14 protein-coding genes and 1 pseudogene are annotated in these 20,730 nt (G+C 71.5%); 3 read left to right on the top strand and 12 right to left on the bottom strand.

Features of this window, described 5'->3' with window-relative positions:
- Nucleotides 1-62: 62 nt before the first annotated feature.
- The 6 genes and pseudogenes from ADK55_RS01030 to ADK55_RS01005 all read right to left on the bottom strand — a co-directional run bounded on the left by ADK55_RS01030 (nucleotide 63) and on the right by ADK55_RS01005 (nucleotide 5,323).
- A complete protein-coding gene (locus ADK55_RS01030; RefSeq protein ID WP_053674975.1) occupies nucleotides 63-623 on the bottom strand; it encodes a hypothetical protein in 561 nt (186 codons plus the stop codon).
- 77 nt (nucleotides 624-700) lie between these two features.
- Nucleotides 701-2,008 (bottom strand): annotated as a pseudogene (locus ADK55_RS01025) (glutamate-5-semialdehyde dehydrogenase); the annotation flags it as partial.
- Between the two features lie 120 nt (nucleotides 2,009-2,128).
- A complete protein-coding gene (locus tag ADK55_RS01020; RefSeq protein ID WP_053674972.1) occupies nucleotides 2,129-2,593 on the bottom strand; it encodes a hypothetical protein in 465 nt (154 codons plus the stop codon).
- A 42-nt stretch (nucleotides 2,594-2,635) separates the two neighbouring features.
- Nucleotides 2,636-3,763, bottom strand: coding sequence for a glutamate 5-kinase (gene proB, locus ADK55_RS01015; protein ID WP_053674970.1), 1,128 nt, complete (start codon nucleotides 3,761-3,763; stop codon nucleotides 2,636-2,638).
- 97 nt (nucleotides 3,764-3,860) lie between these two features.
- Nucleotides 3,861-4,349, bottom strand: a complete 489-nt coding sequence (locus ADK55_RS01010) for a GtrA family protein (protein WP_078998316.1) — start codon at nucleotides 4,347-4,349, stop codon at nucleotides 3,861-3,863.
- A complete protein-coding gene (locus ADK55_RS01005) occupies nucleotides 4,346-5,323 on the bottom strand; it encodes a glycosyltransferase family 2 protein (protein ID WP_053674968.1) in 978 nt (325 codons plus the stop codon). The genes ADK55_RS01010 and ADK55_RS01005 overlap by 4 nt, the downstream gene beginning before the upstream one ends.
- Before the next feature lie 161 nt (nucleotides 5,324-5,484).
- Between ADK55_RS01005 and ADK55_RS01000 the strand changes: the two genes are divergently transcribed.
- The 3 genes from ADK55_RS01000 to ADK55_RS00990 all read left to right on the top strand — a co-directional run bounded on the left by ADK55_RS01000 (nucleotide 5,485) and on the right by ADK55_RS00990 (nucleotide 11,616).
- Nucleotides 5,485-8,325 carry a bifunctional glycosyltransferase/CDP-glycerol:glycerophosphate glycerophosphotransferase gene (locus ADK55_RS01000; protein ID WP_053675040.1) on the top strand — a complete coding sequence of 947 codons (2,841 nt, stop codon included), beginning with the start codon at nucleotides 5,485-5,487 and terminating at the stop codon, nucleotides 8,323-8,325.
- A 62-nt stretch (nucleotides 8,326-8,387) separates the two neighbouring features.
- Complete coding sequence (locus ADK55_RS00995; RefSeq protein WP_053675037.1) at nucleotides 8,388-9,557, top strand: glycosyltransferase; 1,170 nt, start codon at nucleotides 8,388-8,390, stop codon at nucleotides 9,555-9,557.
- Between the two features lie 148 nt (nucleotides 9,558-9,705).
- Nucleotides 9,706-11,616, top strand: a complete 1,911-nt coding sequence (locus tag ADK55_RS00990; protein WP_063839416.1) for a glycosyltransferase family 2 protein — start codon at nucleotides 9,706-9,708, stop codon at nucleotides 11,614-11,616.
- Nucleotides 11,617-11,707: 91 nt separating this feature from the next.
- On the opposite strand, the gene galE is transcribed toward ADK55_RS00990, so the two are convergent.
- The 6 genes from galE to ADK55_RS00960 all read right to left on the bottom strand — a co-directional run bounded on the left by galE (nucleotide 11,708) and on the right by ADK55_RS00960 (nucleotide 20,690).
- Nucleotides 11,708-12,697, bottom strand: a complete 990-nt coding sequence (galE, locus tag ADK55_RS00985; RefSeq protein WP_053674966.1) for a UDP-glucose 4-epimerase GalE — start codon at nucleotides 12,695-12,697, stop codon at nucleotides 11,708-11,710.
- Between the two features lie 59 nt (nucleotides 12,698-12,756).
- Nucleotides 12,757-14,376, bottom strand: coding sequence for a glycosyltransferase family 2 protein (locus ADK55_RS00980; protein ID WP_053674964.1), 1,620 nt, complete (start codon nucleotides 14,374-14,376; stop codon nucleotides 12,757-12,759).
- A gap of 93 nt (nucleotides 14,377-14,469) precedes the next feature.
- A complete protein-coding gene (obgE, locus tag ADK55_RS00975) occupies nucleotides 14,470-15,915 on the bottom strand; it encodes a GTPase ObgE (RefSeq protein ID WP_053674961.1) in 1,446 nt (481 codons plus the stop codon).
- Nucleotides 15,916-16,085: 170 nt separating this feature from the next.
- Nucleotides 16,086-16,340, bottom strand: coding sequence for a 50S ribosomal protein L27 (rpmA, locus tag ADK55_RS00970; RefSeq protein WP_030840805.1), 255 nt, complete (start codon nucleotides 16,338-16,340; stop codon nucleotides 16,086-16,088).
- Nucleotides 16,341-16,353: 13 nt separating this feature from the next.
- Entirely contained in the window at nucleotides 16,354-16,674 is a 321-nt protein-coding gene (rplU, locus tag ADK55_RS00965) for a 50S ribosomal protein L21 (RefSeq protein WP_008738952.1), read from the bottom strand.
- A 293-nt stretch (nucleotides 16,675-16,967) separates the two neighbouring features.
- On the bottom strand, nucleotides 16,968-20,690 hold the full coding sequence (locus tag ADK55_RS00960; RefSeq protein WP_053674959.1) for an Rne/Rng family ribonuclease: 3,723 nt from the start codon (nucleotides 20,688-20,690) through the stop codon (nucleotides 16,968-16,970).
- Nucleotides 20,691-20,730 lie beyond the last annotated feature (40 nt).

The following is a 20,730-nucleotide window of genomic DNA, read 5'->3' as shown; positions in this document are numbered from 1 at the left end:
CTCCCCGCTGTCCCCGCTTCAGAGAAGCCCCCGAATCCGGTGAACGCAAGCGGGGCGTACTTTCAGGGTTGGCGGCCGACGGGGTACGTAAACGCTCCGACGCCGGTGACTTCGCGCTGCGGAGTGCTGGCTGGGGCGGGTGCGTGGTCCGCGTCTCCTGAGGCGCTGCGGTACACGGCGCTGAAGGCGAGCGCGATCATTCCGAGGCCCATCACGAAGGCGAGCACCCAGGCGACGGGGCGCAGCCAGGGTGCCCGGCCGCGGTAGGGGCGCATGCTGCCGCCGTAGACCCCGTAAGGCCCTTCCGCGTAGCCGTGGCCGTGGCCGTGGGGGCCGTGTTCCCAGCCGGGCTCGTCGAGGCCGTACCCGTCGGGGTGGCCGTAGGAGTAGCCGTCGTGGTCGTCCTCGGTCGTCCAGCCGCCCGCCACGCGTGCGGCCTCGGCCTCGGCACGCGCCCGGTCGGCGGCCCGCTGACGCTCGGCCGCGCTCGGTTCATGGATCTCGGCGTTCCGGACGAAGGCCTCGTCGAACACCACGGAGGCGAAGTGCTGATCCGCGCCTCCGCGGTCGTCGTCGGGCTCCCCGTCGTCCGGGAACGGCTTGCCCCCCACGTCGTCCGGCACGGGACCAGCGTAGACCTGGGGGGCCGCTTTGGGCAGGGTGTCCGCCGAATTCCGGCCGCCCGGGGTGTGCGGACCGACTACCGGACGTGACCGTCGCCGGTGACGATGTACTTGGTGGAGGTGAGCTCCGGAAGGCCCATCGGGCCCCGGGCGTGCAGCTTCTGCGTGGAGATGCCGATCTCCGCGCCGAAGCCGAACTGACCACCGTCCGTGAAGCGGGTGGAGGCGTTCACCGCCACCGTGGTCGAGTCGACCAGTTGGGTGAAGCGGCGCGCGGCGGCCTGCGAGGTGGTGACGATCGCCTCGGTGTGCCCCGAGGTCCAACGGCGGATGTGCGTGACGGCGTCGTCGAGGGAGTCCACGACGGCCGCGGCGATGTCGTAGGACAGGTACTCGGCCGCCCAGTCCTCGTCGGTAGCGGGCAGTGCGGTGACCTTGGTCCCCTCGGCGTACGCGAGGACCTCGCCGTCGCCGTGGACGGTCACTCCGGCGTCCGCGAGGGCGTCGAGGGCGAGCGGCAGGAACGCGGCGGCGATGTCCCGGTGGACGAGGAGGGTCTCGGCGGAGTTGCAGACCGAGGGGCGCTGCGCCTTGGAGTTGACGAGGATGTCCACGGCCATGCCGAGGTCGGCCTGGGCGTCGACGTAGACGTGGCAGTTGCCCGTGCCGGTCTCGATGACCGGGACGATGGACTCCTCGACAACGGTCTTGATGAGCGAGGCTCCACCGCGCGGGATCAGCACGTCGACGAGGCCGCGGGCGCGCATCAGCTCGCGGACGGAGTCGCGGGACTCGCCGGGGACGAGCTGGATGGCGTCGGCGGGCAGTCCGGCGGACTCGATGGCGTCCCGGAGGATGGCGACGAGGGCGCTGTTGGAGGCGTAGGCGGAGGAACTGCCGCGCAGCAGCACGGCGTTGCCGGACTTGAGGCAGAGCGCGGCGGCGTCGACGGTGACGTTGGGGCGGGCCTCGTAGATGATGCCGACGACGCCGAGCGGTACCCGGATCTGGCGGAGGTCGATGCCGTTGGGGAGGGTGGAGCCGCGGACGACCTCGCCGACGGGGTCGGGGAGGGCGGCCACGTCGCGGACGTCGGAGGCGATGGCGGCGACGCGCTCGGGGGTCAGGGTGAGGCGGTCGATGACGGTCTCGCTCGTGCCCGCCTCCCTGGCCTTGTCGGTGTCGAGGGCGTTGGCCTCGACGATCTCCGCGGTACGGGCCTCCAGCGCGTCCGCGATGGCCAGGAGGGCCGTGTCCTTGGCGGACCGCGGGAGTGGGGCGATGGCTGCGGCGGCCGTCCGGGCGGCTTGCGCGGTGGCGATCACGGGGGAGGCTGCGGTGGCGTCGTCGAGCGAGGTCATGCGGCCCAGGGTATGCCCCGGTCCGGGCCGGGCCGACGGGGTTTCACCCCGCGAGACGGCCCACTGCGCGACGGGCCACCCCGGGGCGGCCGGCTCGCGGGCCGGTCCGTCTCGCGGGGGCCCTCCCCGGGCCCGTCCTCGGGCTCAGTAGGGGTGCACGCCCACCGGGTGGGCCGGGGGCGGGCCGTAGCCCTCCGCCACGCGTTGGTGGTAGGTCGCGCGGTCGATGACCTCCAGGCCGACGATCTCCCAGGGCGGAAGCTGCGCCGAGGACCGGTGTTCGCCCCAGAGCCGCAGGGCGACGGCGGCCGCGTCGTGCAGGTCGCGGGCTTCCTCCCAGTACCGGATCTCGGCGTGGTCGTCGGCGTACCGGCTGGTCAGCAGGAAGGGATGGTCGTGGGCGAGCTGTTCCAGCCCGCGCCGGACCTCGGACAACGGCGCCGGCTTGCCGGAGACGCTCAGGGTGACGTGCCAGAGGCGAGAGGTGTCCGGCCCGTCCCCGTTGCCGCCCCCGCCAACGCCGCCGTCACCGTCCCCGGTGCCGACGCTGGTCAGCGCTCGTCTCACCAGCCGCCTCCTGTCTGCGCTACGCGTGTCCGCCCCCCACAGTTGACCAGTCCTCGGCCGGACGCGCGGCGGTTTTGCCGAACCTCAGCCCTGCAGCAGGACCAGATCGTCACGATGGACGACCTCCCGCTCGTACGCGGGTCCGAGCTCCCGCGCGAGCTCGCGAGTGGAGCGGCCGAGGAGCTGCGGGAGTTCCTTGGCATCGAAGTTGACCAGCCCCCTGGCCACGGCGCGGCCGTCGGTGGCGCGCAGTTCGACCGGGTCCCCGGCGACGAAGTCACCCTCGACGCCGGCGATGCCTGCGGCCAGCAGGGAACTGCCGCGTTCGGTGACGGCGCGCACCGCCCCGTCGTCCAGTACGAGGTGCCCCTGGGGGGTGGAGGCGTGTTGGAGCCAGAGCAGCCGGTCCGCCGAGCGGCGGCCCGTGGAGTGGAAGAGGGTGCCCGTGCCGCGCCCGGCGAGGGCGTCGGTGGCCTGGCTGGCGGAGGTGAGGACGACGGGGATGCCGGCGGCCGCCGCGATGCGGGCGGCCTCGACCTTGGTGACCATGCCGCCGGTGCCCACGCCCGCCTTGCCGGCGCTGCCGATGGAGACGTGCGCGATGTCCTCGGGGCCGCGCACCTCGTCGATGCGGGTGGTGCCGGGGAGCGAGGGGTCGCCGTCGTAGAGGCCGTCCACGTCGGACAGCAGCACGAGCAGGTCGGCGCGGACGAGGTGGGCGACCAGGGCGGCGAGCCGGTCGTTGTCGCCGAACCGGATCTCGTCCGTGGCGACGGTGTCGTTCTCGTTGACGACCGGGAGCGCGCCCATGGCGAGGAGCTGGTCCAGCGTCCGGTAGGCGTTGCGGTAGTGCGCGCGCCGGCTGGTGTCGTCGGTGGTCAGGAGGACCTGGCCGACGCGGACGCCGTAGCGGGCGAAGGACGCGGTGTACCGGGCGACGAGCAGGCCCTGTCCGACGCTGGCGGCGGCCTGCTGGCGGGCCAGGTCGGTGGGTCGGCGGCGCAGGCCCAGCGGGGAGAGTCCGGCGGCGATGGCGCCGGAGGAGACCAGGACGATCTCCTTCTCGCCGCCGCTGCGGGCCTTGGCCAGTACGTCGACCAGGGCGTCCACCCGGTCGGCGTCGAGCCCGCCGGTGGCGGTGGTCAGGGAGGAGGAGCCGACCTTGACCACGATCCTGCGGGCGTCCACGACGCTCTGCCTAGCCGCTGACACGTCTGTCCCCTTGCCCCTTGCCTGATGTTCCCGGCGCCTTGCCGCAGGTGCCGGGAACTCAATCTACGGGGTGGCCCTTCGGGGCCGCGCGCGGGTTTCAGAGGGTGGACGGACCGCGGACCGGCTCGGCTTCCGCCGCGGCCGCGGCGCCCGGGACCAGGATCTTGCGGGACAGCAGGAAGGTGAACGGGATGGCCACGACGGCCGCCACGAGCGGGGCGATCCGGTCGTCCATGCCGGCCCACTGCACCAGGGCGAACAGGCCGACCGACTGGATCACGTAGTTGGTGATGTTCGTCAGCGGGAAGAGCGCGAACTTCTTCCACGTGGGCCGGGTCCGGTAGGTGAAGTAGGTGTTCATGAAGAACGAGCCGACCATCGACAGCAGGAAGGCGAGCGTGTACGCGGCGAAGTACGGCATCCACGGGTGCAGGAGCAGGTAGATGCCGAAGAAGGTCACGGTGTTGACGCCGCCCACCAGGGCGAAGCGGACGATCTGCCCCAGCTGTTCCCGTCGGGTGCTCCGGGGCGCCGGGGCGCTCCCGGTCACCGGGGGGTGACCGGGGGCGGGGACGTTCGAGGTCATCGGCGGCTGCGCTCCGAGATCACGGCTTCGGAGACGCCGGGCACCCGCTCCGCGCCGTGCGCTTCCTTGACCAGGAAGTGCGGGCGGCGCTTGGACTCGTAGTAGATGCGGCCGATGTACTCGCCGATCAGCCCAAGCATGATCATCTGTACGCCACCCAGGCCTGTGATGAGCGCCACGAGCGTGACGTAACCCGGGGACTCGACCCCGTACGTGATCGCCATCACGGTGGTCCACAGGGCGTAGAGGCCGGTGAGTGCGACCAACGACACGCCGAGCCAGATCCCGATCCGGAGCGGACGGTTGTTGAAGGAGATCAACCCGTCCATGCCGTAGTTCAGCAGGGCGCCGAACTTCCACTTCGTCTCGCCGGCCTCGCGCTGGGCGTTGCGGTAGTCGAAGTGGACCGTGTCGAAGCCGATCCAGGAGAAGAGTCCCTTGGAGAAGCGGTTGTACTCGGGGAGCGCGAGCAGGGCGTCCACGGCGGGGCGCGAGAGCAGCCGGAAGTCTCCGACCCCGTCGGTGAGCTCGACGTCCACCCAGCGGTTGACGCCTCGGTAGTACATGCGGCTGAGGGCGGAACGGACCTTCTTGTCGCCCTCGCGGGTGCGGCGCGCGATGACCTGGTCGTGCCCCTGCCGGTAGTGCTCGAGCATGGTGGCGATGAGCTCCGGCGGGTGCTGGAGGTCCGCGTCCATGATCACCACGGCGTCGCCGGTGGCCTCGCGCAGCCCGGCGAGCATGCCCGACTCCTTGCCGAAGTTCCGGCTGAAGGAGACGTAGCGCGTCTGGTCCCCGTACTCCGCGGCGATCTTGCGAAGTTTCTCCAGCGTGCCGTCCCGGCTACCGTCATCGACGTAGCAAACCTCGTACTCGATGGGCAGGGCGTCGAGAACCCTGCGGATCTCTGCGTCGAAGCGGTCGATGACGGCTTCTTCGTTGTAGCAAGGAACAACTACGGACAGCTTGGTCATGAACACTTCCTGCCGGATCCGAACGGGTGATTGTCGACGACTGACTCGACACCACCACCTCTTGAGAAGTATGCACGGCCGAGCCGCGCTGCCCGAGTCGAGTGCCGCACACGGTAGCTTTGTCGGGATAAACGCAATGGAACAAAGGGATCGAGGTGCACGTGCCTGACGTCTCCGTGGTCGTCATCGTCTACAACGACGCAGAGCGTCTGCCGACAGCCGTCCAGTCGGTTTTGGACCAGACCCTGCACGGGGTCGAAGTCGTGATCGTGGACGACTGCAGCAAGGACCGTTCCTTCGAGGTCGCCAAGGAACTCGAAGCAGCGCACCCGGGGCGGGTGCGTGCCTACCAGTTGCCCGAGAACAGCGGCGCCGGCGGCGAGCCCCGCAACGTCGGCATCGGCCATGCCGAGGGCCGCTACGTCATGTTCCTGGACAGCGACGACGTCCTTGAGGTGAACGCCTGCCGCAACATGCTGGAGGCCGCCGAGCGGACGGACGCCGACATCGTCTCGGGGCTGTGCGTGCGGGTCCACAAGGACACCCGCAACCAGAAGCGCGACGAATGGTACGCGTGGCTGTACCGCACCACCCGCACCCTGAACTCGGTCAGCGAGCTGCCGGACCTGTTCGTGTGGGACACGCTGTCCACGAACAAGTGCTACCGCCGCGACTTCCTCCTCGACAACAACCTCCTCTTCCCGAAGGGGATGCTGTACGAGGACCTGATGTTCATCGCCGAGGCCTACCTCGCCGCGAAGAAGATCACCCTCATCCCGAACCAGGTGTACTTCTGGAACGTCTACGCGCAGGCCAAGGTCAAGTCCGTGACCAACCGCCGGCACGAGATGACCAACTACATCCACCGGCTGGAGATCCACCGGCGGATCGACGCCCTCCTGGCGCAGCGCGGCATGACCGAGATGCAGACGGCCAAGGACGTCAAGTTCCTCAAGCACGACCTCGTGCTGCACCTGCGTGACCTGCCGTTCCGCGACGAGTCCTACCGGCGCGAGTTCGCCGAACTCTCCCGCGGCTACCTGGAGGGTCTCGACCGCGAGGCGTACACCCGGGTCCAGCCCATCCAGGCCATCTGCGCCTACCTGCTCCAGCAGGGCGACTGGGACAACCTGCTGCCCGCCGTGGACACCCTGACCCACCGGAACAAGGTGTCCTCCCCGCTCGCCAAGAAGGACGGCCGGATCTACTGGTGCGCCGAGCACCTCGACGACGAGTTCGCCCGCAGCGTGCTCGACGTCACGGACCTCGGTTACCACCAGAAGCCGATCCGGGAACTGTTCCTGCGCAACGAGCTGACGCGCTACGCGGAGGCCGAGGGCACCGTGCGGCTCGCGGGCCGCATCACCAACCCGCTGGGTGTCATCAGGCCCGAGGCGAAGATCAAGGGCCAGGTCGAGTTCCGGGCCCGCCGCCGCAGCCTGCAGACGTTCAACTTCCCCGTGAAGGCGCTGCGCAACGAGGGCAGCATCATCTCCTGGGAAGCCGACGTCGACCTCAGTGCCAAGCTCCGTCCGCTGGGCATCATCGACTCCGTCTGGGACGTCCGCGTCATCCTGGACGTCGACGGCGCGAAGACCAACACGCGCCTGACCATCGGCGAGAGCGAGCTCGGCAGCGGTCTGCTGCCCGTCAAGCCGCGCCTGACCCGTCTGGTCGCGGACCACATCGAGCCGCAGCCCACGGCCAAGGGCCACCTGGCCTTCAGGCTGGTCTCCGCCCGGCACGACAACGAGCGGATCGAGGAACTGATCCAGAGCGCCGTGCGCGGCAGGCCCGGCAAGCTGGCCAAGGCCGGCTACCGCCGGGCCAAGGAGCTGCGCAAGACGCTGACCTCGGAGAAGACCAAGCTGCGCCTCTTCCACGAGGTCTACGGCCGGCTGCCGGTGAAGAAGCGCACCATCGTCTTCGAGAGCATGCTCGGCAAGCAGTACAGCGACAGCCCGCGCGCCATCTACGAGGAAATGCGCAGCCGCGGTCTGGAGTTCGAGGCGTTCTGGTCGTACGCGGGCAGCCCGAAGGACTTCCCCGCGGACGCCCATCTGGTGCGCCGCTGGTCGCTGCCCTACCTGAAGGCGCTGGCCCGGGCGGAGTTCTGGGTGGACAACCAGAGCTACCCGCTGAAGCTCGCCAAGCGGCCCGACACCACGTACATCCAGACCTGGCACGGGTCCGCGCTCAAGAAGATGGGCTTCGACCAGCCCGGTCTGAAGGCGGCCACGCACGCGCAGCAGGCCGCGGAGGAGAGGCACCTGAGCCGCTTCGACCACTTCGTGTGCCGCTCGGAGCACGACGTGCGGACCCTCGCGAAGGCCTTCCGGATCGGCGAATCGAAGCTGCTGCGGGTGGGTTACCCGCGCAACGACGCGCTCGTGCGGGCCCGGCAGGCCGAGGTCGCGCCGGACGGGCGCCGCGAGCGCGGTGCGCTGGCCGCCGAGCTCGGCATTCCCGCCGACAAGAAGGTCCTGTTGTACGCGCCGACGTTCCGTACGCCGGGTGCGTTCCCGATGCCGTTCGACGTGGAGAAGTTCACCGAGGAGTTCGGTGATCAGTACGTCCTGCTCGTCCGGGCGCACTACCTCAACCACGTGGTGCTGCCGCCGACGGCCAAGGGCAAGGTCATCGACGTGTCCGCGCGGCACGACGTGATGCCGCTGATGGAGCTGTCCGACGCGCTGATCACGGACTACTCCTCCGTGATGTTCGACTACGCGCTGCTGGACCGGCCGATCCTCTTCTTCGCGTACGACTACGACTCGTACGTGCACGAGGAGCGCGGCACCTACTTCGACCTGGTGGAGCACGCCCCGGGCCCGGTGTTCCGGACCGAGGAGGAGTTCCACGACGTCCTGAAGAGCCTCGACGCGGCGCAGGACCCGCACGCCGAGGCCCGCAAGCGCTTCGTGGCCGAGTTCGGCGAGTACGACCGGGGCAACGCCGCCGAGCGGATCGTCGACACGTTCTTCTCCGGGTGGAGCCGCTGATGTCCGAGGTGATCGAGACGACGACCGTGACGAACCCCGCGACCGCGACGACGGGGGCTGTGATGACCGGTACGAACGACGGCCGACCCCGGGACATCTTCCTGGTCTCCAACAGCGTGGACGAGCTGGGTGGCATCACCAGCTGGTCCCACCAGATGGCCCGGATCTTCTCGGAGCGCGGACACACCGTCCACGTGGTGGGCATCGTGCCGGCCCCCGAGGGGCGGCGCGCCGACCTGGGCGAGGACCTGCCGTACCGCACCACCACCCTGTACGACGAGCACCCGCCCTCCATCAAGGCCCTCAGGGGTCTCAAGGGCAAGCTCGACATCATCGAGCGCCGGCGCCGGGCCGCACGCGACGCGGGCATGCGGGCGCAGGCCGCGAAGCTGACCGCGCTGTTCCGGGCGGCCCGCCCGGGGGCCGTGGTCATCGTGAGCCAGGTCTGGGCGATGGAGTGGGTGGCCATGGCGGACACCTCCGGTCTCAAGCTCGTCGGCATGAGCCACGAGTCCTTCGAGACCTGCCGCAGGTCCTCCCGGTTCGGGCGGGTCAAGCGGTTCTACAAGAACGTGGACCGGATGCTGGCCCTCACCCGCGAGGACGCGGACCTGTGGATCCGCCAGCGGATGGACAACGTGGGCTCCATGCCGAACCCGCTGCCGTTCTTCCCCGAGGAGCCGTCCCCGCGGACCGCCAAGCGCGTGGTCAGCATCGGCCGGCTGCACGAGGAGAAGGGCGTGGACATGCTCCTCGACTCCTGGGCGGAGGTGGCGCCGAAGCACCCCGGGTGGGTGCTGACGCTCTACGGCTCCGGTCCGGAGGAGGAGGCGCTGAAGAAGCAGTGCGCCCAGCTGGAGATCTCCTCCTCGGTGGAGTGGATGGGTCGCACCTCCGACGTGCCGGGCGCGTTGCGCGACAGCGCGGTGTTCGCCCTGTCCTCGCGCGGTGAGGGTTTCCCCCTCGCCCTGATGGAGGCCATGGCGACCGCGGTGCCCTGCGTCGCCTTCGACGTGGCCCCCGGTGTCCACGAGATCATCACGGACGGGGTCAACGGCCTCATCGCCCCGCCCGGGAACACCGGCGAGTTCGGTCGCCGCCTGGACGCGCTGATGTCCGACCGCGAGCTGCGCGACCGGATGGGCGAGCAGGCCCGCGAGGACATCCAGCGGTACTCCACGGAGGAGATCAGCAGGCGCTGGGAGGAGCTCTTCACGCTGCTGCACCGCTGACCCGCGGGCAGAGCGCGAACAGCGGGAACAGCGGAGCAGGACGACGGGCCATCACCCTTTTCGGTGGTGGCCCGTCCACGTACCCTCGACGGAGGGGCAAGAGGCCGCCGAGCAGCCGATGTCATCCAGCCGATCCGAGGAACCGCCCATGGGCTCCCGCGCGAGCGTCAGCGTCGTCATACCCGTGCACAACACCCGGCGCTACCTGCGGCGCTGCTTCGACTCGGTGGCCGCCCAGACCCTCACGGCGGACCGGATCGAGGTCATCGTCGTGGACGACGGCTCGACCGACGGCTCCGGGGACTGGCTGGACACCTGGGCGGCGCGGCACCCGAACACCACCGTGATCCACCAGGCCGCCTCCGGTGGCGCCGGGAAGCCGCGCAACGTCGGGATCGACGCGTCGAGCGGCGACTTCCTGTTCTTCCTCGACTCGGACGACTACCTGGGCCCGGAGGCCTTGGAGCGGCTGGTCCGGATGGCCGAGGAGCAGGACTCCGACGTGGTGTACGGGCGGATCGTCGGGGTCAACGGGCGGGCCGCCCCGGTGGACCTGCGCACCACCAGCCCCGAGGTCTCCCTCCACGACTCCCCCGTGTACTGGACGCTCGCCGCCTACAAGCTGTGGCGCCGCAGTCTGGTCGACGCGCACCGGTTGCGGTTCACCGAGGGCCGGCTGCTCGGCGAGGACCTCCCGTTCGGCGCGCACGCCCTGCTGCACGCCCGCCGGATATCGGTGGTGGCCGATCACGACTGCTACTACCTGGAGGGCCGCGGCGACGGCACGAACGCCACGCAGCAGGACGTCGACTGGGTGGCGCAGCTGGCCTACGTCGGCGGGATCCTGGAGATGGTGGCCGAGCACGTGCCGGCCGGTCCCGAGCGGGACAAGCTCATGGAGCGCCATTTCCACGGCGAGGTGCTGAGCATGTTCGCCGAGCCGTACCTGGCTCGGGACGAGGCGGGCCGCGAGGCGATGGTCCGGGCGGCCGAGCCGCTCGTCGAGACCTACCTGACCGAGCGGATCAGCGCCGCGTTGCCGCCCCGGCTGCGGCTGCGCGCCCATCTGATCAAGGCGGGTCGTACCCGCGAGCTGACCGCCGTCGTCACCGCCGACACCGCGGACGCTCTGGGTCCCGCCGTGATCGAGGGCGGTCGCGCCTTCGCCGCGTACCCGTTCTTCCGGGCCCCCGGCGCCGGTCTCCCCGACGAGCTGTACGACCTCACCTCGCGGGTGGTGCTGCGGCAGGAGCTGGCCTCGTACAGCTGGGACGGTCCGGTGCTGCGGCTGCGCGGGACGGCCCGGCTCGACGGCATGGGCGGGGCCGCGGCGCAGGAGGTGGCGCTGCTGCTGCGGCGGCAGGGCCACACCATCCGGATACCGGCGGCGCGGACCGACGAGCGGGGTGGTTACGAGGCGGCGGTGGACGTCAACCGGGCCGCCGAGGGCCTCCGGCTCGATGACGGCATATGGACCGTACGGGTCGCGGTGGCGGCGGGCTCCCTCGTCAAGGAGGCCTGGCTGCCGAGGCCGAAGGCCGCCGAGTACGACGCCGCCCCGGTGCCCCGGATCGTGCACGGCACGCCCGGGGAGCCGCCGCAGGCCGCGACGGTGTTCCACTCCGAGGCGCACCAGCACGTCAACCTCGACCTGGGCGCCACCCGGATACCCCTGGCCGCCGACGCGCGCGGCACGGCCGCCGCCCGGGTCGTGCGCGCCCCGGTCCTGGAGGCGACGGCGACCATACCGGGCTGGCCGGCGGACGCCCCGGTGGACTTCGTCCTGCACGCGCCGGGCCGGGCCCCGTTCACCACTCCGGCGGTGGGCGGCACCGATCCGGACGGTCGGCTGCGGGTGCGCACGGAGGTGCGGGGCGTGCCGGAGGGCGAGTGGCAGGTTCGACTGCGGATACGGGACCAGGGGTTCAGCCGGGAGCTGCCGGTGCACGCGGCGGACGGGGCCGCGCTCACCGTACGGGTACCGCTGCCGTTGCACCGCCGGCTCGGTCGGCACGCCCGCCGGACGGTCTCGCGGATCGTGCGCGCGCCGGCCCGCTGAAACGCGCACCGGCCCGCCGCCCGGGTGATCGGGGCGGCGGGCCGGTGGCATGCTCAAAGCAGAGTGCGGGGCCCTGGGAGACGACAGGGCCTCAGCGCTGCGCGGTCACCTTGTTGGCCTGCCAGCCCGCCCACGCCGAGGTGATCATCTCGCGGACGTCGTGGCGGGCCTTCCAGCCCAGCTCCGCGGCGATCCTGTCGGCGGAGGCCACCACCTTCGCCGGGTCACCGGGACGGCGCGGGGTGACCACCGGCGCGAGGTCGTTGCCGGTGTTGGCGTTCAGCAACTCGACCATCTCGCGGACGGAGACGCCCTCGCCGCGGCCGATGTTGACGGTGAGGTCCTTGTACTCGCCCTGGGCGCCCCACTCGGCGAGCCTGCGGGCCGCCACCACGTGGGCGTCCGCGAGGTCCTCGACGTGGATGTAGTCGCGGATGCAGGTGCCGTCCGGGGTCGGGTAGTCGTCGCCGAAGATGCGGGCGCCCTCACCGGCCTCGTAGCGCTCGAACACCATCGGGACGAGGTTGAAGACCCCGGTGTCCGCGAGTTCGGGGGTGGCGGCGCCCGCCACGTTGAAGTAGCGCAGGCAGGCGGTGGAGATGCCGTGCGCCTTGCCGGCGGCGCGGACGAGCCACTCGCCGGTGAGCTTGGTCTCGCCGTACGGGCTCAGGGGCAGGCAGGGGGTGTCCTCGGTGACCAGGTCCACGTCGGGCATGCCGTAGACGGAGGCGGAGGAGGAGAAGAGGAAGTTGCGGATGCCGGCCTCGGCCACGGCCTGGAGCAGCACCGTGAGGCCCTGCACGTTCTCGTGGTAGTAGTACAGCGGCTTCTCGACGGACTCGCCGACCTGCTTCTTGCCGGCGAGGTGCACCACGCCGGTGATCCGGTGCTCGGCGAGGGTCTTGTCCAGGAGCGGCCGGTCCAGCACCGAGCCGATGACCAGCGGGACGCCGTCCGGGACGCGGTTCTCGTTGCCCGTGGACAGGTCGTCGAGGACGACGACCTCCTCCCCCGCGAGCCGCATCGCGCGGACGACGTGCGAGCCGATGTATCCGGCGCCACCGGTGATCAGAAAAGTCATGCCGTGTTCTCCCGAGTCCTGTCCGATTCCGCCGGCCGTCTGCGACCGGTGTCCCTCTGTCAGCTCGACCGCAGGCCTGCCCTGACCCGGCCGAGGCGGTTGCGTACGAGGCTCATGGCCCCGAACGCGCCCGGCGCGAGCCGCACGCCCAGTGATCCCGCGGCCGTGCGGTACGGCTGCGCCAGCAGAACACCGTACCGGCTGCTGGGCAGCGCCCGACGTCGCAGCAGGTCGTCGAGGGGGCGCGGCGGGATCACGAGGGAGCTTCCGTCCGCACACCGCACTCCGATCCGCACACCCCACGCCTGCATGCCGCGTCCGCCGCGTCGTCGTCCGGCCTCCGCGAGCGCGGTGAGCCGGAACGGCAGCTCGGCGGTCCAGCCGTCCCCGTCGGTCGCGGGGGTCAGCTCCACGGGTTCGCCGAGGACCGGTTCCCCGCCCGAGCGCGCCTGGAAGTCCAACCACGCGGTGCGTGGCCCGGCGGCGGCGAGCCGTCCGTACATGTCGTGGACGCGGATCCGCAGGCCCGCGGTTCCGCTCGGGCGGGCGTCGACGGTGACGGGGAGTTCCCCGGTCGGCAGCGTCGCCATGCCGTCCAGCTCCACGGGGAGCTCCTCGCTCCACACGGGCAGCCCCTCCGGGGTGCTCGCGTACGGCGGCAGCAGCCGCGGGGGCTCGGCGGCGAAGCGGGTCAGCCGTTCCACGTCGGCGGGCGGCTTCGGGGTGGCCCGCAGCAGTCGTACGATCCAGCGCGCGTGCGCCCCGGCGGCCTCGACGACGGCGTCCGTGAAGCCGTCGAGGTAGTCGCGCGTCGCGGTCCACCAGGCGGCCTGGTAGTCGGGGTCGTCGCCGAGTTCCCGCAGGTACATGCGCAGGTCGTACTCCAGGAACTTGACCTGGCAGGCGTGACCCAGTGCCGGGGAGGCGGCGGCGAGGGTCCGGGCCGCGGTGCGGTGCGCCTCGATCCTGGAGAGCCAGTTGGCGACGTCCTCGCGGTCGAGGGAGATCGACACCTGGGCGGCGGACCGGCGCACGTGCCAGACGTAGACGAGGTCGTCGATCACGGCGACGCGGGGCGCGGCGGCCAGGACGCGGGCGGTGAAGACGAAATCCTCGTAGACGAAGCGGCCGTCGGGGAAGCGGATGTCGTGCTCGTCGAGGAAGGCGCGCGCGTAGAGCTTGTTGACGCAGAGGGTGTCGCGGACCAGTTCGGGCCGGTCGGCGGGCCGCTCGATGACGTCGCCCGGCGTGTACAGCCCCGGTACCCAGGGCACGTCCTGATGCTGCGGCAGTTCGCGTCGTACGCACGCGCCGACCGTCACCGGTGCGCGGTGCCGTTCGGCGGCCCGTACGAGGGCGTCCGCCGCGCCGGGCGGCAGAACGTCGTCGCTGTCGAGGAAGAGGACGTACGGGGCGGTCGCGGCCGCGATCCCGTCGTTGCGCGGGGTCCCGCAGCCTCCGCTGTTCTCCGTGCGGTGCAGGACCTTCAGGCGGGGGTGGCGGGCGGCCAGCTCGTCCAGGACCCGGCCGGTGTCGTCGGACGAGGCGTCGTTGACCGCGATGATCTCGTCGACCACCGGGCCCTGGTCGAGAGCCGAGGAGACGGCCTCGCCCACGAGCCCGGCGTCGTTGTACGCGATCACCACGACGGAGACGGTGGCGGGATTGATGCTGGTCACCCGCTGGATCCTAGGCGACCCGGGTAAAGGTCGCCTCAAGACCCCTGTCGGACCCTTGACCGCGGCGGGCCGCCGTCAGGATCCGGACATGTCCTAGAACGGCCGGAACTCGTCGTACTCCTGCTGGGCGGAGTCGCCGCGCTTGGCGTCCTTCTCCTTGCGGCGCGTGGTGGCCGGGCGCGGTGCGTCCAGGCGGTGGTCCTCGCCTCGGCGGCCCAGCATCTCGGCGCCGGCCATGACGGTCGGCTCCCAGTCGAAGACGACGGAGTTCTCGTCGGAGCCGATGGCGACGCCGTCACCGGCGCGGGCGCCGGCCTTCTTCAGCGCCTCCTCGACGCCGAGCCGGGCGAGGCGGTCGGCGAGGTAGCCGACGGCCTCGTCGTTGTTGAAGTCGGTCTGGCGGACCCAGCGCTCGGGCTTCTCGCCGCGCACCTGGTAGACGTCCTCGACCTCGTCGTAGGTGACGGTGAAGCCGGAGTCGTCGACGGCCTTCGGACGGATGACGATGCGGGTCGCCTCCTCCTTCGGCTTGCGGGAGCGGGCCTTGGCGATGACCTCGGCGAGGAAGTACGAGAGCTCCTTGAGGCCCGTACGGGACACCGCGGAGACCTCGAAGACCTTGTAACCGCGTGCCTCCAGATCGGGGCGCACCATGTCGGCGAGGTCCTGGCCGTCCGGGATGTCGACCTTGTTGAGGACGACGAGGCGGGGCCGCTTCTCGAGCCCGCCGCCGTACAGCCGCAGCTCTTCCTCGATGACGTCGAGGTCGGCGAGCGGGTCGCGGTCCGACTCCAGGGTGGCGGTGTCGAGCACGTGCACGAGGATCGAGCAGCGCTCGACGTGGCGCAGGAACTCCAGACCGAGGCCCTTGCCCTGGCTCGCGCCGGGGATCAGGCCCGGGACGTCGGCGATCGTGTAGACCGTCGAGCCGGCCGTGACGACGCCCAGGTTCGGGACCAGGGTGGTGAAGGGGTAGTCCGCGATCTTCGGCTTGGCCGCGGAGAGGACCGAGATCAGCGAGGACTTGCCGGCGCTCGGGAAGCCGACCAGCGCCACGTCGGCGACGGTCTTGAGCTCCAGGACGATGTCCCCGGTGGTGCCGGGGACGCCGAGGAGGGCGAAGCCGGGCGCCTTGCGGCGGGCCGAGGAGAGCGCCGCGTTGCCGAGGCCGCCGCGGCCGCCCTCACCGGCGACGTAGGTGGTGCCCTGGCCGACGAGGTCGGCGAGGACGTTGCCCTCCTTGTCGAGGACGACGGTGCCGTCCGGCACGGGCAGGATCAGGTCCTGGCCGTCCTTGCCGGAACGGTTGTCGCCGGCGCCGGGCTGACCGTTGGTGGCCTTGCGGTGCGGGCTGTGGTGGTAATCCAGCAGGGTGGTGATCGCCTGCTCCACCACGAGGATGACGTCGCCGCCGCGGCCGCCGTTTCCGCCGTCGGGGCCGCCGAGCGGCTTGAACTTCTCCCGGTGAACGGAGGCGCAGCCGTGGCCCCCGTTACCCGCGGCGACGTGCAGCTCGACGCGGTCCACGAAGGTGGTCATGGGTGTTCCTCCAGATACATACGGGAATGTCCCGGGCAGGCCTTGCCGCCCATTAAACGTGTCTATGTGACAACGCGCCGAGGGCGGACCTCTCTTCCCGGCTTCCGCCGGGAAGAGTTGAGATCCGCCCTCGGGGTGTTACGAACGCGTGTGATGCAGCAGGAGCTGGATCAGGCGGCCGGAACGATGTTGACGACCTTGCGGCCACGGTGCGTGCCGAACTGGACCGAACCGGCCTGCAGCGCGAACAGCGTGTCATCGCCACCACGACCGACACCCGAGCCCGGGTGGAAGTGGGTGCCGCGCTGGCGGACGAGGATCTCGCCGGCGGAAACGACCTGACCGCCGAAGCGCTTCACGCCGAGCCGCTGAGCATTGGAATCGCGCCCGTTCCGAGTGGACGATGCGCCCTTCTTGTGTGCCATGTCTCAGTCCCTTTTACTTCGCAGCCGCGGGGATACCGGTGACCTTGATCGCCGTGTACTGCTGGCGGTGACCCTGGCGACGGCGGTAGCCGGTCTTGTTCTTGTAGCGCAGGATGTCGATCTTGGCGCCCTTGTGGTGGTCCACGATCTCGGCCTGGACCTTGATCCCGGCCAGCACCCACGGGTCGCTGGTCACGGCGTCGCCGTCGACAACGAGCAGGGTCGAGAGCTCGACCGTGTCGCCAACCTTGGCAGTGGAAATCTTGTCAACCTCAACGATGTCACCAACAGCAACCTTGTGCTGGCGACCACCGCTGCGCACGATGGCGTACACGCGGATCTCTCTCTCACTCGGGACGGATGCTCCTGAAGCCAGCCGCTCACACGGGCCGAGGCCCACGGTGATCCGGATTGGACGAGCGGCCTCTCCCCGGCGACGCGCACGCGCGAGGCGCGTACACGGACGTACAGAGGAGGAGGGTGCTCAGGAGCGCGACGCGCACTAGACGGAAAATCATCTAGGACATGCCGACGGTCTAGGTTACGGGCCTGGTTCCAGGGGGTCAAACCGGGCCCCGAACGCCCGTGGGCCCCGCCGTTCGGCGGGGCCCACGGGCGTGACGCGGATCAGGCCTCGGTGGGAGCCGAGACGGACGGGAGCGCCTGCTGCTCCGCCGCCGCGGTCTTCTTCGTGGCCCGCTTCGCCGGCGCCTTCTTGGCCGTGGTGGCGGCCTTCTTGGCGACGGTCTTCTTCGCGGCGGTCTTGGTGGCCGCCGCCTTCTTGGCCGGGGCCTTCTTCGCCGCGGTGGTCGCCTTCTTGGCCGGAGCCTTGCGGGCGGCCTTCTTCTTCACCGGCGTCTCGGGCTCGGCGTCGGCTTCGACCGGGGCCGCCTCGGGCTCCGACTCGGCTGCCGCAGCGGCCTCGACGACCAGGACGGCCGCCTCGGCCGCGCCCGCCGGGGAACCGGCGGGTGCGGTGGCCTTGCGGGTGGCACGGCGACGCGGGCGGGCCGGAGCCGCGTCCGCGACGGGCTCGGCCACCGGCTCGGCCGGGGTCTCGACGACGACCGGCTCGGGCTCCGGCTCGACGACGGCCTCCACGACCGGCTCCGGCTCCGCGGCGGCCTCGGCGGCGACCGCGGGGGCACCCGCCGGGGCGGTGGCCTTGCGGGTGGCACGGCGACGCGTACGACCCTTGGGGGCCTCCTCGACCACCGGCTCCGCGACGGCCTCGGTCTCGACCGGGGCGACGGCGACGGGCTCGGGCTCGACGACGGTCACCGGCTCGGCGACGGGCTCCACGACCGGCTCGGGCTCGGCCACGACGGCCGGGGCCCGCTCCGGGGCCACCGCACCGCGCGGGGCGCCCGCCGGAGCGGTCGCCTTGCGGGTGGCACGGCGACGGTTGCGTCGACCGCTCACGCCGGAGGCCGCGGCCTCCGCCTCGGCCCGGCTGCCGTACAGCTCCTCGTCCGGGACGAACTCCGGCTCGGGCAGCGCGCGGGGCGCGGAGACCTCGGCGGCCAGTTCCTCCTCGGTCTCGTAGACCTCGGCGTCACCGGTGTCGGTCGACTCGACCGACTCGACGTCGTGGTCGTGGTCCTGGGTACGGCCGCCGCGGCGCTTGGAGCGCTTGCCGTTGCCGCCGCCACCGACCACGGTCGGGGTCTCCATGTGGACGATGACGCCGCGACCGTTGCAGTGGACGCAGGTCTCGGAGAAGGACTCCAGCAGGCCCTGGCCCACCCGCTTGCGGGTCATCTGGACCAGGCCCAGCGAGGTGACCTCGGCCACCTGGTGCTTCGTGCGGTCGCGGCCCAGGCACTCCAGCATGCGCCGCAGGACCAGGTCGCGGTTGGACTCCAGGACCATGTCGATGAAGTCGATGACGACGATGCCGCCCAGGTCGCGCAGCCGCAGCTGGCGCACGATCTCCTCGGCCGCCTCCAGGTTGTTCCTGGTGACGGTCTCTTCGAGGTTGCCGCCCTGACCGGTGAACTTGCCGGTGTTGACGTCGATGACGATCATCGCCTCGGTCTTGTCGATCACGAGGGAGCCGCCCGAGGGCAGCCACACCTTGCGGTCGAGCGCCTTGGCGAGCTGCTCGTCGATCCGGTACGTCGCGAAGACGTCGACCTCGGAGGTCCAGCGCGAGAGCCGGTCGGCCAGGTCCGGGGCCACGTGGTTCACGTAGCCGTGGATGGTCTCCCAGGCGGTGTCACCGCTGACGATGACCTTCGAGAAGTCCTCGTTGAAGATGTCGCGCACGACGCGGACGGTCATGTCCGGCTCGCCGTACAGGAGGCTCGGCGAAGAGGTCGAGATCTGCTTCGACTTCTTCTGGATGTCCTCCCACTGGGCCTGGAGGCGCTCGACGTCACGGCGCAGCTCGTCCTCGCTCGCGCCCTCGGCGGCGGTGCGCACGATGACGCCCGCGTCCTCGGGGACGATCTTCTTGAGGATGGTCTTGAGGCGCGCGCGCTCGGTGTCGGGCAGCTTGCGGCTGATACCGGTCATCGAGCCCTCGGGCACGTAGACGAGGTAGCGGCCGGGCAGCGAGACCTGGCTGGTCAGGCGGGCGCCCTTGTGGCCGATCGGGTCCTTGGTGACCTGCACCAGGACCGACTGGCCGGACTTGAGGGCGGACTCGATGCGGCGGGGGCCGTGGGCCATGCCGAGCGCCTCGAAGTTGACCTCACCGGCGTAGAGGACCGCGTTGCGGCCCTTGCCGATGTCGATGAAGGCGGCCTCCATCGACGGCAGCACGTTCTGGACCTTGCCCAGGTAGACGTTGCCGACGTAGGAGGTGGCCTCCTCCTTGTTGACGTAGTGCTCGACGAGCACGTCGTCCTCGAGGACGCCGATCTGGGTGCGCTCGCCGGCCTGGCGGACGACCATCACGCGCTCGACGGCCTCACGACGGGCCAGGAACTCGGCCTCGGTGATGATCGGCACGCGGCGGCGGCCCTGCTCGCGGCCTTCGCGACGGCGCTGCTTCTTCGCCTCCAGGCGGGTCGAGCCCTTGATGGACTGGACCTCGTCGGAGGAGGTGGAACCGGAACCGGCGGCGGACTCTGAGCGCTCGCGCGCGGGGCGCGGCTCGCGCACCTTGACGACGGTGCGTACGCCGTCCTCTTCGGCCGCGTCGGCGTCGGTACCGCCGTCACCGCTGCGACGGCGGCGACGCCGGCGACGACGGCTGGAGCTGGAGCCGAGGGCGCCCTCGTCGGACTCGTCGTCCTCCTCGGCGGATTCCTCTTCGCTCTCCTGGTCGGCGGACTCGGCCTCGGTGTCCTCGTCGGTGGACTCGTCGAGGTCGGCGGACTCGCCGCGACGGCGGCGACGGCCACCACGACGACGGCGACGCGACGGACGCTCGCCGTCGTTCTCGTTGTCGTCCTCGTCGAGGTCGGCGGAGTCGGCCTCGGTCTCCTCGGCCTCGTGGAGCTCCACGTCGGCGAGGGAGACGGGGGCGGACTCGACGGCCGGGGCCGCGGGCTCGGCGGCGCCGCGACCGCGGCGACGGCGACGGCCGGCCGGCTGGGCGGCGGGGGCCTGTACGGCCTCGGCCACGACCTCCGTGTCGTCCTCGTCCTCTTCGTCGTCGACCTGGCCGGCGGCGGCAGCGGCAGCGGCCGCCATGGCGGCGGTCTCCGGGGTCTGGAACATCGGCTCGGCGAACACCGGGGCCTGGAACACGGCCACGGCGGGGCGGGCCGCGCGACGGCCGGCGCGGGACTGGGCCGGCGCGGCGGGCGCCTCGGCCTCGGCGGCGGGCTGCGCGGGGGCGGCGGCGGGGGTGACGGCGCCGGAGCGGGTGGCGCGGCGACGGCCGCCGCGCTTCGGGGAGTCCACTGCGTCGGCGACGGTGACGGTGGCCTTGGAGGCGACCGGGGCCTCGGCGGCCGGCGCGGGGGTCTCGACCGCGGGGGCCGGGGCGGCCTCGGGGGCGGGAGCGGCCGGGGCGGTCACGGCGCGGGTGGCACGGCGACGGGCACGCGGCGCGGGGGCTGCGGACTCCTCGACGGCGGGAGCGGCCGGGGTCTCGACGACCGGGGCCTCGACTGCGGGCGCCGGGGTGGCCTCGGCCGTCGGAGCGGCCGGCGCGGTCACGGCGCGGGTGGCGCGACGACGGGCACGCGGCGCGGGGGCTGCGGGCTCCTCGACGGCGGGAGCGGCGGGGGCGGCGGCCGGGGTCTCGGTCACGGCCTCGGCGGCGGTGGCGCCGGGCGGGCCCGCGGGCCGGGAGGCGGCGCGGCGACGCCTGCGCGGGGGCAGGTTGTCGCTGGGGCTTCCACCGTCGGCGTTGCCGGCGGTGTGGTTGTTCTCAGACGTTTCGTTGTTGAGCATTGCGGGCGGTTCTCCCGTCACGCTCCCGGGCGCCGCGGCT

The organism is Streptomyces sp. WM4235, assembly GCF_001279725.1.
Lineage (GTDB): Bacteria > Actinomycetota > Actinomycetes > Streptomycetales > Streptomycetaceae > Streptomyces.
This window is presented reverse-complemented; position numbering and strand designations above follow the sequence as displayed.